This is a genomic window from Enterococcus sp. LJL120 (genome assembly GCF_054871765.1).
Genome location: NZ_JBTXLV010000006.1, coordinates 287514 through 301914, shown reverse-complemented (window position 1 = coordinate 301914; position 14401 = coordinate 287514). Strand labels below are relative to the sequence as shown.

Below are 14401 nucleotides of genomic sequence, written 5' to 3'. Positions count from 1 at the left end.
GCGTCGAATAAGTCGACTCTACGATAGGATAAATGAAATCAAAAATAATAGATTGATCAATTTTTCTTACTAAATGGTCTTTAGGAACCAGGTCATCCATAATAATCAACGTCATTTGATTGCGACCATTGGCATCATGTTTGGACATCATAGGCTTTCTCTCCTTAAATTCGTTTTCATAATTCTATTATAAAAGAAAAGACTGTAGACTTCATCCAGAAGTTGGACTTTGTCTACAGTCTGAAACTGAAAAACAGTTAGTCACCTTACCGTGAAATTACAGCATAACCTTGTTTTGTGAACTCAAAATTTCATTGATTTCCAAAAAAAATTATACTCCAGATAGGCCTAACTATTTTTCAGAAATTTAATAACTCTTGCGCATTAATAAAAAGACAAAATATGGCGCACCGATTAAGGCAACTAAAATGCCGGCGGGAATTTCTCCGGCGGCTAAAATATTTTTCCCCAGAGTATCACCGGCCAAAACAAATAGTGCGCCGATTAAGCCACTAGTGAGATACGTGCTGATTTTAGCAGAACCCAGCAAGCGTTTGGCTGCGTGGGGCGCTAATAAACCAACAAAGGAAATGCTGCCGGCCATTGAAACACAGCAGCCGGCAATTAAGACAGCTAATAATAAACTGACCTGCCGTAAATTTTTTATTTTGACGCCTAAACTAATCGCCGCCTCATCGCCAAAGCCTAAAACTTCTAAAGCTTTGATTTGAGTCAACGTAATAGGCAGCAAAATAATCAAAGCAATTGTCAAAATCAAGACATACTGCCAAGACACACCCCAGATACTGCCAGCGAGCCAAGAGGTCACAAAATTATAGGTCTGCTCTGACATATTAACTGTCAAAAATAAGGTCAACGCTGAAATGCCGGCATTGACTGCAATCCCCGCTAACAAAAGCCTGTTGACAGTGATGCCTCCGTGCCTGCGATGGGCCGTCAGATAAACAACACTGCCAGCTAATAAACTGCCGATGCTAGCAAATAATGGTAAGAGCCACGGCCGAGTGCCATCACTAAAAAAGCCGAGATACAATAAAACGAATAAGCCAGCGCCACTATTAATGCCTAAAATACTTGAATCCGCTAAATCATTGCGGGTGACTCCCTGCAATAAAAAACCGGCAAAGGCTAAGCCGGCACCAGCTAAAATGGCCACCAGCGTGCGGGGGAAACGAAAATTAATTAACAGCAGGCGTTGGGCCGCCGTGCCGCCGCCCTGAATAATTTGCCAGAAAGTTTCTAGTGACAATTGATTGCTGCCGCTCAATAAAGAAATAATAAATACCAGTAAAATCAAACAGCTTAAACTGCTGATTGCAAAAACTTTTTTTGACATCAACTTGCCCTCCAAACTAAATAAAGTAAGAAAGGTACGCCGATTAAAGCCACCAAAATCCCAAACGGCGTTTCAAAGGGTGGATTGACCATGCGGGCGCAGACATCGGCAATGGTTACTAAAAGACCGCCGAAAATGGCAGAAAAAGGAATCACTAGACGGTAATCATAGCCAACAAGACTGCGGACAAAATGTGGCACAATCAAACCGATAAAACTGACTGAGCCCACCAGAGAAACGGCAATGCCTGCTAAAAATAAAACCACAACCATTGTCAGCCCGCGAATGTGGCTGGGATTTTTTCCTAAGCTAATTGCTGTCTCATCCCCCATGCTCAACAATGTAATGCTTGGCGCAATGAAAAAACTAGCAATTAGGGCCACGAAAAAAATGGGACCGACAATTTTCAACTGCGCCCAAGTCACATTGGCCGCTCCGCCGACAAACCAAAATGCCAAATCCTGCGATAAATTAAACGATAAAGAAATCGCTTGGCTTAATGAAGTCAGCAGTGAGTTGATTGCCGTCCCTGCAAGAATCAAACGCAGCGGCGACATGCCACCTTTGGCATAGCGGGTCACTAAGTAAACTAACCCAGTCGCCAACGCCGCTCCTAAAAAAGCCGCCAGACTGATTGCTAAATAATTACTGCGGGAGAAAAAAGCAAACACCAACGCCATACTTAACGCCGCTCCAGCATTGATTCCTAATAAACCCGAATCAGCCAATAAATTGCGGGTAGCGCCTTGCATCATGGCGCCGGCAACTGCCAAGCAAGTGCCTACTAAAAAAGCAGCTAAGGTACGGGGCAAGCGAATATCACGGATAATTAATTCTTGTTGATTGCCGCTATCAAAATTAAAAAAACTTTTTACAATTGTCGTGGTGTTGACTTGTGAGGCACCAAATCTCAAAGAAATAAGAAAAACTCCAACCATTAACATAAGTGAAAAAAATAATAGCAGGCGCCAATTTATTCGTCTACTCATCTTGATCACGCCCTTTAAGCAAGTCGTAGGCTAAAACGATTGGCTTGTTCGTTTTTTGATTTAGAATAATCTCGGCTTGAATTTCAAAAACCTCCGACAAGTTGTCCTCTGTAATCACCTGCTGAGGTGTGCCTTTGTGCAGTAGTGTGCCGCTTTTTAAAGCTAACACTTGGTCAGAAAATCGCGAGGCTAAATTTAAATCATGAATCGACATGATAATCGTTTTACCGTGTTCTTGATTAATTTCCTGCAACAATAATAAAATTTCTAGCTGATGAGCAGGATCTAAAAAAGTTGTCGGCTCATCTAAAATTAAAATTTCCGTATCCTGTGCTAAAGCCATCGCAATCCAAACTCTTTGTCGCTGCCCCCCAGATAAAGTCTGCATACTCCGGTCAGCCAATTTTAAAAGATTGGTGACTGCTAAAGCCCATTGGATTTTTTCTACATCCTTTTGACTAAAACTGCTAAAGCCTTTTTGGTAGGGATAGCGGCCAAAGGAAACGACTTCTTGCACCGTTAAGCCTGTGTCAGACTCACTGCTTTGAGCCAATAAGGCAATTTTTTTTGCGACTTCCTTTGTGCTCATTTGAAAAATTGACTTATTTTCTAAAAGAACATCCCCTTGCTTTGGCTGCAAGACACGGGCCAACGCTTTTAATAAAGTTGACTTGCCGCTGCCGTTTGGCCCGATTAAACTGGTGATTTTCCCTTTTGGAAAAGATAGGGATAATTCTTGAATAATTAATTTATTTTGATAGCCTACGGAGAGACTATTTGCTGTTAAAGTTGTCATGAAAACCCTCTTCTATTGAAAATCATTCTCAATTATCCATCGAAAAAAGCAAGCAGTCAATAGTTTTAGCAGAAAAAAAGTTATTGACTTTCAAAAAGAAAAATTTGATAATAGCAAATGAGAATAGTTCTCAATTATTTTAAAGGAGTTTACAAATGATTATAAAAAAGAAATTTACAGGTGTTTTAGCTGCGGGAGTTATTTTGCTCAGCTTAGCAGCTTGTTCAACGTCTACAGATTCAACAGCCTCCTCTACTGGGACTTCGACTGACGCTTCAACCAAAGAAGTCACGGATTATTTAGATCACACTTTAACTGTGCCAACAAATCCAAAACGAGTGATTGGAACTTATCTTGAAGATTATTTAGTTTCTTTAGATGTGACACCAGTTGCGCAGTGGACGGTCGGCTCGGGCAGTGTCTTAAGTTATTTACAGGATTATTTAACCGACATTCCCACTTTAAATTATGACATGCCTTATGAGGATGTCTTGAGTTTTGAACCAGATTTATTATTTGTCAGCTCTTCTGATTTAGTCGAAGGCGATAAATATGAGCAATACAGCCAAATTGCCCCTACTTATGTCGTCGAAAATGGCGACGGCGTCACTTGGGAGGATACTTATCTGGATATTGCCAGCGTTTTAGGTAAAGAAGAACAAGCCGAAACGACAATCGCCCAATATCAAACAGATGCAGAAGAACTAAAAAATGAATTAACTGATGCAATTGGCGAAAAATCAATTGCCGTCTTATGGGTCACTAACAATAGTGCCTTTGTGGTAGCAGAAAATCGGGCGAGCGGTACACTTTTATATGAAGATTTAGGCTTTCAAGTTCCCAATGTTGTCGGTGATATTTCCGCCAGCGCCACAGCCGATTGGTCCGCTATCTCCACGGAAGCTTTAGCAGAACTGGACGCTGATTATTTAATCTTAGTTGATAGTGATGAAGAAGCAGCTCTTTATGATGAAAGTGCTTGGCAAAATATTCCTGCTGTGGCCAACAATCAAGTCTTCTCCTTTGATTCTGATCACAGCTGGCAATACACTGGTCCTATTGCAACACAAATGATGCTTAGTGATGTGCGGGAAGCCATCTTAGGAGCAGAATAGAAAAAAATTTACAGCAAATGATAATCTATTTAAACTCATAAAAAAGGCCGCTTACTTGATTCACATCAAGTAAGCGGCCTTTTGACTTGCTATTTAATTTTTTTAATTCGGGAATAATTGATTACTGTTTTATTGTTTAGCTGCTCGTATTCATTTGAGCCGCTTTTATCAAGACTGACAATCGCTGAGTTGGTTAACAGGCGGACAATTACCACAGCTTCGCTCTTGTGATCTTGCTCAATCATCACAGTTTCCCCCACCGCAAATTTTTGTCCCAATGCGGAAGGAATCGGTTCTTGATTACCATAAGTCTTTGCCATTCAATACTCCTCCATTTCAAATAAAAAAAAGAAGACCATCGCTGATCTTCTTAAAGAATTAACAAATTAACCTTTAACGATGTTAGTCGCTTGAGGGCCACGTTGACCGTCTTCGATATCGAAAGTAACAGCTTGACCTTCATCTAAAGTTTTGAATCCGTCACCTTGGATAGCTGAGAAGTGAGCAAATACATCTGTTCCGTCTTCTGCAGTGATAAAACCAAAGCCTTTGTCAGGGTTGAACCATTTTACTGTACCGTTATTCATAATAAGTACCTCCAAATACACATCAATTGTGCTTATTTGCAATATAATCATGAAGTGTAAGAAGAAGCATCAAAAATTATTCGTTAATGATAAACCAATTTCACAATCAAATTCTATTACATCAGTAACCTTACCACGATAAAGTTTATATTACAAATTATTTGTGAATAAAATCGAAATCTTATCATCAAAACTTAAGGTAAACGTTTTCTTTTTAATTTTTCAAAATTAACTTGACAAATAAAAAAAGCCGCAACTCTGTTACAACAGAAATTCTGTCATAACTCGTTGCAGGCCTTCTTTTATTCTGGTGTTCCGATTAAAGCGATATAACTATCTATGTTAACGATGCGCATATGTTTAACATTAAACTGACCACGCTCATTATATTTCCCTTTCACTTCGATTGTATACTTGTGCATCGGCAGCGACAAAACATAATTTGCGAAAATTTTATTTTTAATCACGCAATTGATACATTCGTCGTTTTCCCAAATTAACATTCCAGTGATAGCATAGGGCTTCTCTCTGAACACTTTGATATGCGTAAGTAATCCAGTATGAGTTTCCATGCATTTAGGATACACAGATATGCCTTTGAAGTCAAAACATTTATCAGCAAAATGTTTTGTACTGCGAACAAACGAGTTAATCTAGAGAATCATAATCAACCGTTGTTTTCTTGATTGTCTTTGTCAAAGCTAAAATGGCTAAGATATTAGGAATAATCATCAAGCCGTTAAATAAATCTGCCATACTCCAAACAAATTCAACCCTCAAAGAGCTCCCCACTGCAATAAATATCGCCACTAAAACAGCATAGATTGGCACGGCTTTTTTCCCAAATAAATATTTTATATTGGCCTCCCCGAAAAAATACCAGCCAATTAACGTTGCATAAGCAAACAATGTCACACAAATTGCAATGAAGGGATAACCAAAAATCCCTAACGTTTGTGAATAAGCATATTGAGTTAACTCAATCCCGTCAAGAAAAGCGCCATTTTCCATCACCCCAAGTGAATTGGTTGTCAAAATGACAAAAACAGTCATCGGCAGCAGAATAATCGTATCAATAAAGACCCCCATCATCGCCACTAAACCTTGCTTTGATGGATGGGAAACTTTGGCAAGGGCGTGGGCATGGGGCGTTGACCCCATCCCCGCTTCATGGGTGAACAATCCGCGGGCAATCCCAAAACGAATGCTCTCTCTAACACCGACACCAAGAACACCCCCCAGAACCGCTTCTGGTTTGAAAGCTCCCACAAAGACATCTTTGAGCGCCTCAGGAATACTTCTAAAATTAATGATTACCACAATAATGGAAACTACGGCAAAAAAGACTGCCATCAAAGGCACGATTTTTTCGGTGACGGCTGCCACGCGCTCTGTTCCGCCAATAAACACATAAAGACTAGCTAATCCTAATAAAGTTCCCGTTAAGAGCGGTGGGACTCCAAAAGCCGCCTCCATGGCTTGACCAACTGAATTTGCCTGCACCATATTGCCCATAAAACCCAGCGCCAAAATTAATAAAATCGCAAAGACAACTGCTAATACTTTTCCCAGCTGTCCTTTAAAGGCAGCTTTAATATAATACACCGGCCCACCGACTACTTCATTGCCCCGCTTCGTTCGAAAAATTTGCGAAAGAGTTGCCTCCGAGTAAATAATCGCCATCCCTAATATTGCGCTGATCCACATCCAAAAAACCGAACCCGGTCCACCCATAACCATCGCTGTTGCCACGCCCGCCAAATTCCCGGTACCAATTTGCGCTGCAATTGACGTCATCAACGATTGAAAAGAGGTCATTCCCTCTTCACCAGCTTTGTCTCCTCGAAAGGAAATATTGCCAAAGGTTAATTTGAAACTCTCCTTCAATTTTCTAAATTGAATAAAGCGGGTTTGAAATGAAAAATAAATTCCCGAAAAGCACAAAAGTGCAATAATAATATAGTCCCATAAAAAATCTCGAATCCCGTTAATAATAGCCATTTTCTCCAACCTTTACTTTTTTTATGAATAAAATTGTAACATAATTGATAGAGTTAGAAAACACATTTAAAAATTTAATCAAATTTTCACAATTGAACTACTCTCGTTTTTATGATGAACAAACTTTTTAAACTAATTTTTCCGAAAAATTTTTGTTTCAGCTGTGAGAATTTTTATTCGGATTGAAAAGTTTTTATTTCCTCGTGAGAAAAAGCCTTATTGAAGCGACTGAATATGCTAAAATTATTTTAAAGAGCAGGATTAAAAATGGGGGAAATGTGATGAAAAAGAAGAATTGGGTTACTTTAAGTATTGCTGGGTTAATTCTTTTGCTGCTTGGTGGTGGAACATTTTACTGGTATAACAATATTCAATTACCTCACCAAGAGGCCATTTCAGAGTTTGATGCAGTCAAAGCCGACAGAGAAGCAGACAATGCCCAGCTGACAGCAGCCATTGATGCTGCCCAAACTGTTTTAGATTCTGGCGAACAGCCCTATGATTCTGAAACTTTTACCGCCTTGGAGCTGTCAATCGAAAACGCAACATCAGCACAAAACAAGATTCCAGAGCTACCAGATAACACCGCTGAAATTATCACACTTTCTGAACAATTAGCAACTCCCTATGACTATTCAGAGTTTCTCAATGATTTAAAAATTAAAACCACTGCTGCAAATGTCAGCATTATTCAGCTCAAACAAGTCACAGCACCAACTGAGCAATTTATTGTTGAAAAAATTGCACCCTTATTAGCAACCTCGATGACCAGTTACCAACCCGTCACTGAAACGGATGACCCTAACGGAAATCTCAATAAACCTGGTGGATATACTGCTACCATTTATTTTAGCTCTCCATTAATTAATCAAGATGAGGTCTATGGTAATACGCTGATTGAAAAAGGTACCGAAACTGGCGGTGCTATCGAGGTCTACGCCAACTTTGAGGACGCAACGAAAAGAAATGATTATCTCGCTAATTTCGATGGTGGCCCGATTAATTCGGGTTCGCACAATCTTTACGGCACAATTGTCATCCGCACCTCAGATAAATTAACCGCCACCCAACAACAAGAACTCGAAGCAGAAATTGCTGAAACACTGCTGGCGGTGTAAGAATGAAAAAGCTGAAGCTCACTTTTTTAGTGAAGTTCAGCTTTTTTTGTGTGTTTGAGGAAGTTTGGATGCTGTAGCTGTTTGGAATTAGAAGAAAAAAACTAGAGATAACTTGAGAAATTTTTGTTCTTTTGATAACAAGACTCCGACTTGTCTCGATATAAATCAAGCTCTAAAAACAGTTTTATGCAGCCAAGCAGATACACGAAATCAATTTATTTTTTATAAAACTCCGATTTTTTTCTTGGCACATTTTATTTTAAAAGAATTTGTTTCTTGCTGAATAGCAATAAAAAAGTTACAAACAATAATTATTTTGATTCTCCTGTTGATTTTTCCGCCGCTGAAGTTGTGTATATAGTGAGGACTCGATTCTGTATAAAAAAGGAGCGCACATCATGCGAAAATTACATTTACAATTTAAAAATGCGGACGGTAGCCGCAAAACAATTATCATTAAACTTTGCCATCAAAATTTATCACCGGAAAGCGTGCGTCAAGCAATGGAGGACTTAATCGCTTTAAAGCTTTTTGAGCGCAATGGCGTCCAGCTTTATACCGAGATTGTTGGGGCGAAGTATGTGGAAACTCGTGTTACTAAAATCTTTGATTGCTTTACTCCAAAGAATACTTCACCTGCCTACTTACAAAAAATCACTCCCAAAGAGATTTTTCTTAAAGAAGAACCACAAAATAACTCTACTTCCGAAAAACGAGAAGAATATCAGGAAAATACTGAAAGGGCTAAACTACTGAGAATCGAATATATACAAAGGCTCAATCTATTTTTATCTGAAAAACAACAGCAACTTTATCCATTTTTTTTAATAAAAAGGCTGCTGTGGCTTTATCTTGCCAAAAATTGCCGAGACAGAGCTTTTATTTCATTTTCGATGGTTAGGATTCAGTAAGTAATTTAGGAAATAAAAAAAGCTGAAACCCTTGCAGTAGAAGGGTTTCAGCAGATTACTAAATAGCTTATTTAGTTTCGCGGTGTTCATATTGGGCTATATAATAGGAAGGAATTATTGTAAAAATCCCTATTCCTAAGGCTTTTCGCATTGATTAAAATTAGCCAATAATAGTTAAACGTAATCAAATACGTAATCAAAAAACGTAATCAATTTTCGCTTTGTCTGGGGCAAGAGCCGCTCATTTTATGGGCGGTTTTATTTTTTGTTTTCCATTTCTTGCATAATACTCCGTATCTCTTCTTGAATTGCATCAAGTAAATTCATTTCTGTAACTCGCACCCTATTTATGTCCTCAAAAAAATCATTAAGCGTATAATCTTCAGGTATTTTATAAAACATAAGGTCAGGATTTTTTACAACAATCATACTTAAAATTTGATCAGGGTACTGCTCTACTATTATGGAATGAAGACGAGATGTCTCTATCCATTGTTTATCAATATTTGGAAAGAAACTCATATTCATAGATATTGATCTCATTATGTTTTTTTCAAAAAAACCTTGTTCAATCGTTGTTCGTTCTTCTTTAAACAACTGTTTATCTTCCTCAGTGATGTCTTGTAACTTTTTACTTCTAAAAAATTTTTCGCTTTGTAGACTTAATTGGTAGCTTTGCCTATTAAATTGACCAACTAGCTCGTATAATTCTGCAAGCTTTTCAAGTTTAAATCTATATAAAAAATTAGAGTTATCTCTTTTTTGTTCATATTTATACTGTAATCGTAATTTTTCCATCTCTGCACTTATCTGTTTATCAATTTTATTATGTTCACTTTTTATCCCTCTTAAGGAGCTTTTATATGCGGTTACCCCGGCAATTCCAGTCGATAAAATTATAGTTAAAATAGACCCAATAAAGTTTAGCCAAGTATCTTGAGATATAGAATTGGATGAATCAATGCTCCCCACAACAAAAAATAAATCGAAAATCATACTTTCCGCCCTCCCTAAAGTAAGTATATCAAAAAAGCCACCTCAAGAGAGATGGCCAACTAATTATACCAAAATTATTTTTTATAAATTGGACTTACAACTACTCATCATCCCTAGTCCGGCGAGTTTGCAACCTCACCTACAATTTTCAGTCCGATAAGAAGCTCGACAAAGCTATGTCTTGGCTTTTGTGGCAGCTACTCCAGTCAAGCCCATAAACGTTTATTTGTGGTTTTATTATACCATAATTGGCTGGTTTTCGAGTAGTCCAATTTAAAGCAAAACACATCACTCAAAACGATCTGTTTTGTATCTATGATTCGAGGTCAATTTGATTGACCAGTGATTTCAAATGGTTCTGACCCATTTGTTTTAATAAGGGCGTACCAAAAAGTACAGGGTCTATTTGACAAAATTCATCCTACTTTTACAGATTGCCTATCCTTTGCTTTGTTACGCTCAAAAATGAGCTAAAGTTATACTCATTGAACAAACACGTTAGAGACATTTTTGTCCATCACGGCTGTAAACAAATTCTTAAGTAGTCTACAGCCGTTTTGTATATATCAGAATAAACTTCCATTTTTAAGGTGTTGTTACCGCAGCTAATTTCCCTTTCAAAATCGCTTTCGAATTACCATCAGGAATATAGGTGCCGTATTTTACCAAAGATTGTAATGCTACGCCAAAGAAATCTGTGTTTTCAGTAAGCGCTCGGTACTCATTGAATCCTGCAAAAGCCTTGCCAATGCCGTCTACCACAAAATAGGCATTTTCAGCGCCAACGAAACGGGCATCTGGTACTTCATGTAAAACAAAATTTTTGAATCTATACATTGTATTGCTGTCAATATTCACAGCAGAATTTTTGGCAGTTGTTGCAAGTTTATTGTCAACTAAAAAGTTGTATATATCTGACGTTACATAAGCTCGTTTGATGGCATCTTTATCAACTTCATTTTGAGTAAACTCTTTTGAGGCTTCATTAAACATTTTAACTACGCCCTCCTCAGATAATTCACCCGTTAACGTTTTACTTGCCTTAACTGATAATTGTTTCCCTTGGGAGATATCAATTAATTTAGCAATGGCTGCTGCTTGTTTTTCCATACGTTCCGCTGTAATTTGATTTATATCATCATGGAAAAATCACTGCTGAAATGGAGGGTAATGATTTCATTCATTTTCTTTGTCCAAAGAAGTCTTGAATAAACTATGTATTACATATTCTTTATTGAGACGATTGTGATTATCAGCCATGGTAATTTCTTGAACTTCAAGGTCATACATGTCGTTTAAAACTAAATGAAGCTTCTCAATAGAATTATCCTGGACCCGAACAGTTATTTCCTTCTGATCAGTTTCTAATATGATCTTTGATGTCTTACTATTAATTACAATTAACTTTCCTGTTAAAATAATGTCCTTTTTTTCAACTTTTATATTAACCTTATTCATAAGAGTTGCTATATCCTTTAATTGCGAATCTCGAAATTTAATATCTTTTTCCTTAGTTCTGTTAGTGTACTCAAAGGAAACATCCTTAATAGATTTAACCCACTGTCTGGATCTATTAAAAGTTCTTAATCCATATCGTTCTATAAATGATTGAACTTCTTCAAAACTATCTAATCCATTAAGTGATGATAAAACATCATCCAAAAGATCATTAACTTTATCATCAGATTCAATAAGATTTATATCATTAATTGAATCTATACTTTCTTTTGTATCAAATCCAACAATAAATGATCCCTTTGCAAAAGAGTTTATTATAAGCTTTGACTGGTCACTATATCGATTAGGTATTTTCCCAGAACTACTACCATTTCCAAAAACAAAATTATAAGCACCTTCTACAATTGACTGTAAACCTTGAACCATTTTACTCAAAATATCAGCTTCTATATATCCACTTTCTAAATCTGTTACGATTCTAACTTGATTAGCAGCTTTCTTAGATAACTCAAATTGTTGGATTCCTTGGAAACTTGAATCTAATAGATTTTTATAAGGATTATCATTTGAAATTTTTCTAAAAGAATCTTTTAAATCTAGAAAGCCCATCTCTTCATTAGTTAACATGAAAATCCCCTCCTTTATAATCTAGTTCAAATAATCCTTTTGGTTTTCGTTCTCGATCAAAGGAAAATTGTCCCATCCAATATTTGAATTGATAGTCAACTTGTTGGTAATATTCTAAATAGTCTCTATTAGTATTATCAGGTTTTGGTAATACGTCAATATCAATAGTAAGATATAAATCTGAATAAAAAAGCTGACCTTGATTTTTTATAGTACGATAAAAAGTATTGATTAATTCTGTCGTTTTATCAATACCTAACTCATTTGGATCAACAAAAATAATTCCATCAATATCATTTGGATCAATTTTGGAAGTTGTAAAACTACCATCAATCCATATTTTTGTAAATACATTTTTATGATTAACAAAAAAAGGTATTCTTAGGAAGCTTAGCAACCCATCTAAATTTCTTTTACGCGTTTCGGATCGCGGAAAGTTAGTAATAAATTCTGTTTCAAGTTCCCTATATTCCACCTGATGAATACCTGGTTCAGCATTCCCATTTTTGTCAAAGTCCATACTTTACCAGCTCCTACAATTAGAGTCTACCTCAAACTATTATTTACTACTAATAATACACAATAGACCTGGCATTATTCAACTTAATTTTAAAAAAACTGAATATTTAACACCACAATTTCTTAATCCCAGTTTTCTCATTAATTCAAAAAGCCGCCTAAAGTGAATTATGCGGCTTTTTCATATTAAGTGTTAATCCTTCGTTTCAACGGTCTCTGCTTCTTTACCCTCTAAAGGTGCAAACTGCTTTTCTAGCTCAGGTAAGTTCTTCTCTAATGCGGCTAAAGCTAAATCGGCATCAATACTCTCAAACTGGTTATCTACATAACGGGGATCAGTTCCATCTAGCGCATTCATGCCGGCAACTGCTAAGCCCATGAAGTCTTTGTATAAACCCACAAAATAATCATAACCCTTTGCCTGTGAGAAGATTTGAAGCATCTCAGAATCATTGCCGTCATAGATTGCGGCCAATCGTCTTAATGCTAACGGATTGTTTTTGAATTTTTCAAGTTGCAACTTCATTTCAGAGTCAGATAACTTAATTTTCTCTAAATTTGTAAGTGTTGCTTCATCTTCTGGCGTTAAGCTCAAACTGAACTTACTCCCCACAAAGCTTTTTACTACTGCTAGAATGGCTGCTAATTTATCATTGTATTCATGACGTAAAGCGGCCGCACTCACATTTTTGTTTGTTACCGCCTTTGCTTCCATCTCAGAAGCCGTCTGGACGTTGTACTGCTTCGCTTCTTCACTTGCGGCTAAGTAGTTACGGTCAATCTGTTTACGAGCCTTGTAGTAGCCCTCGTACGCTGTAATTGTTTGTTTAAATTCTTTCATTTATCATTCTCCTCTTCGTCTTCATAAGTTGATAAATCAATTTCTTCAGGGCTATAATCATCCGTAGCACGGTAATTATCTTCTTTTTTTTGTCGTCACTCTCATCCGGATTGTTCCGAAAAGGAATAAGTGGCACGGCTCCCCACGCATGTTCAAATACATTGGTTCGCTCACGTAAGGCCTTTGTTCTTTAACGCCTGCAAATGGTAAAAAGGCATTCTAATTTTTATGGCTTAACTGAAAACCGATTACAGAATTTCAAATAAGCGGCTTCATTCCACTCTTTTTGCTCTGGTTCCCACGCTAGTTTGTTGTGATTCTTTTTATTAAATGCTTTTACAAATTCATCTTTATGGAGTGTTTTAAAAAATACCTGAGCATCTTCCTTACTAATGAAATTACTTGCTACATAGACTTCTCGTCCATTTACGTCTGCCTCTGGCTGATACAACCCTAAATCAAGTTGAACCAAAGCATACAGCAAATCATTCATCGGATGATTTTGCATTTGTAAAAATCGTTCTATTTTTGCGATAAGTCGTTTATTTTCTCTATTTCTCATCCATAAACCTCTCAACTTCTTCTACACGCTCGGCAATGTCATCTAATTCAATAGACCTGTAGGCAGCGTCTAGCACATTCTTAGCGCTTTGAACTCTTGAACCTGCTGGTGCTTCTTTATCATTCATCACCTCGGCAAGAACACCGACAGCCTCCTCAGCCTTCTTTTGTAGTTGCGAGGTAACTTGTTGCATTGCCTCCCGTCTTAACAACCGATATTCAGTGATAAAATCCTGATCTTTTAAATATTTATAGCCAGTAGTTCGATTAATACCTGCAACCTTGCAAGCCTCATCAATAGAAGCTGATTGCAACAAGGCTTTTAGAAATCTATCTTGTCTAATATTCAGTTCTGCCAAGTTGACACCTACTTTCTGTTGATTTTTAGAGGCTTTTGTTGAGTTACTCCTAAAACATAAAAAGAGGACATAAGCAATTACACGTTTTTGTGTAAAAAAGCTCATATCCTCTGGTTCTTCCTAGTAAGATACTGATATTTATTTAACCTTATTATAACATAAACAG

Annotated in this window: 16 protein-coding genes and 1 pseudogene; 3 read left to right on the top strand and 14 right to left on the bottom strand. The window is 37.2% G+C overall.

Going from position 1 to position 14401, the window contains the following annotated elements; translation table 11 throughout:
• The 4 genes and pseudogenes from ACYSNU_RS12165 to ACYSNU_RS12150 all read right to left on the bottom strand — a co-directional run.
• Positions 1-151 (bottom strand): annotated as a pseudogene (locus ACYSNU_RS12165) (IS5/IS1182 family transposase); the annotation flags it as partial.
• Between the two features lie 216 nt (positions 152-367).
• On the bottom strand, positions 368-1357 hold the full coding sequence (locus ACYSNU_RS12160; RefSeq protein WP_461737485.1) for a FecCD family ABC transporter permease: 990 nt from the start codon (positions 1355-1357) through the stop codon (positions 368-370).
• A complete protein-coding gene (locus tag ACYSNU_RS12155) occupies positions 1357-2346 on the bottom strand; it encodes a FecCD family ABC transporter permease (protein ID WP_461737484.1) in 990 nt (329 codons plus the stop codon). The genes ACYSNU_RS12160 and ACYSNU_RS12155 overlap by 1 nt, the downstream gene beginning before the upstream one ends.
• Positions 2339-3142 carry an ABC transporter ATP-binding protein gene (locus ACYSNU_RS12150; RefSeq protein WP_461737483.1) on the bottom strand — a complete coding sequence of 268 codons (804 nt, stop codon included), beginning with the start codon at positions 3140-3142 and terminating at the stop codon, positions 2339-2341. Before ACYSNU_RS12150 ends, ACYSNU_RS12155 begins: the two co-directional genes overlap by 8 nt.
• A gap of 155 nt (positions 3143-3297) precedes the next feature.
• Between ACYSNU_RS12150 and ACYSNU_RS12145 the strand changes: the two genes are divergently transcribed.
• Positions 3298-4257: an ABC transporter substrate-binding protein gene (locus ACYSNU_RS12145; protein ID WP_461737482.1), complete on the top strand. Its 960-nt coding sequence runs from the start codon at positions 3298-3300 to the stop codon at positions 4255-4257.
• A gap of 89 nt (positions 4258-4346) precedes the next feature.
• Here the strand turns inward: ACYSNU_RS12145 and ACYSNU_RS12140 are convergent, their stop codons facing one another.
• The 3 genes from ACYSNU_RS12140 to ACYSNU_RS12130 all read right to left on the bottom strand — a co-directional run bounded on the left by ACYSNU_RS12140 (position 4347) and on the right by ACYSNU_RS12130 (position 6845).
• Entirely contained in the window at positions 4347-4577 is a 231-nt protein-coding gene (locus ACYSNU_RS12140; RefSeq protein ID WP_265456885.1) for a hypothetical protein, read from the bottom strand.
• A 66-nt stretch (positions 4578-4643) separates the two neighbouring features.
• Positions 4644-4844 carry a cold-shock protein gene (locus ACYSNU_RS12135; protein WP_461737481.1) on the bottom strand — a complete coding sequence of 67 codons (201 nt, stop codon included), beginning with the start codon at positions 4842-4844 and terminating at the stop codon, positions 4644-4646.
• A gap of 648 nt (positions 4845-5492) precedes the next feature.
• On the bottom strand, positions 5493-6845 hold the full coding sequence (locus ACYSNU_RS12130) for an alanine/glycine:cation symporter family protein (RefSeq protein ID WP_461737480.1): 1353 nt from the start codon (positions 6843-6845) through the stop codon (positions 5493-5495).
• 281 nt (positions 6846-7126) lie between these two features.
• Here ACYSNU_RS12130 and ACYSNU_RS12125 point away from each other — a divergent pair, with 281 nt between their 5' ends.
• Both ACYSNU_RS12125 and ACYSNU_RS12120 read left to right on the top strand, forming a co-directional pair.
• Entirely contained in the window at positions 7127-7963 is an 837-nt protein-coding gene (locus ACYSNU_RS12125; protein WP_461737479.1) for a hypothetical protein, read from the top strand.
• Positions 7964-8361: 398 nt separating this feature from the next.
• Positions 8362-8874: a DUF2922 domain-containing protein gene (locus ACYSNU_RS12120; RefSeq protein WP_461737478.1), complete on the top strand. Its 513-nt coding sequence runs from the start codon at positions 8362-8364 to the stop codon at positions 8872-8874.
• Between the two features lie 258 nt (positions 8875-9132).
• Here ACYSNU_RS12120 and ACYSNU_RS12115 read toward each other — a convergent pair whose 3' ends face one another.
• From ACYSNU_RS12115 to ACYSNU_RS12085, 7 genes are all read right to left on the bottom strand, one after another.
• Entirely contained in the window at positions 9133-9870 is a 738-nt protein-coding gene (locus ACYSNU_RS12115) for a hypothetical protein (RefSeq protein WP_461737477.1), read from the bottom strand.
• A gap of 585 nt (positions 9871-10455) precedes the next feature.
• Positions 10456-10980 (bottom strand): hypothetical protein, encoded by a 525-nt coding sequence (locus ACYSNU_RS12110; protein ID WP_461737476.1) that lies wholly within the window; start codon positions 10978-10980, stop codon positions 10456-10458.
• A 66-nt stretch (positions 10981-11046) separates the two neighbouring features.
• On the bottom strand, positions 11047-11955 hold the full coding sequence (locus ACYSNU_RS12105; RefSeq protein ID WP_461737475.1) for a hypothetical protein: 909 nt from the start codon (positions 11953-11955) through the stop codon (positions 11047-11049).
• Positions 11945-12475: a DUF6932 family protein gene (locus ACYSNU_RS12100; protein WP_461737474.1), complete on the bottom strand. Its 531-nt coding sequence runs from the start codon at positions 12473-12475 to the stop codon at positions 11945-11947. The genes ACYSNU_RS12105 and ACYSNU_RS12100 overlap by 11 nt, the downstream gene beginning before the upstream one ends.
• A gap of 192 nt (positions 12476-12667) precedes the next feature.
• Positions 12668-13315: a hypothetical protein gene (locus ACYSNU_RS12095; RefSeq protein WP_461737472.1), complete on the bottom strand. Its 648-nt coding sequence runs from the start codon at positions 13313-13315 to the stop codon at positions 12668-12670.
• Between the two features lie 226 nt (positions 13316-13541).
• Positions 13542-13877: a hypothetical protein gene (locus ACYSNU_RS12090; RefSeq protein ID WP_461737471.1), complete on the bottom strand. Its 336-nt coding sequence runs from the start codon at positions 13875-13877 to the stop codon at positions 13542-13544.
• Complete coding sequence (locus tag ACYSNU_RS12085) at positions 13867-14340, bottom strand: phage replication protein (protein ID WP_461737470.1); 474 nt, start codon at positions 14338-14340, stop codon at positions 13867-13869. Before ACYSNU_RS12085 ends, ACYSNU_RS12090 begins: the two co-directional genes overlap by 11 nt.
• Between the last annotated feature and the right edge of the window lie 61 nt (positions 14341-14401).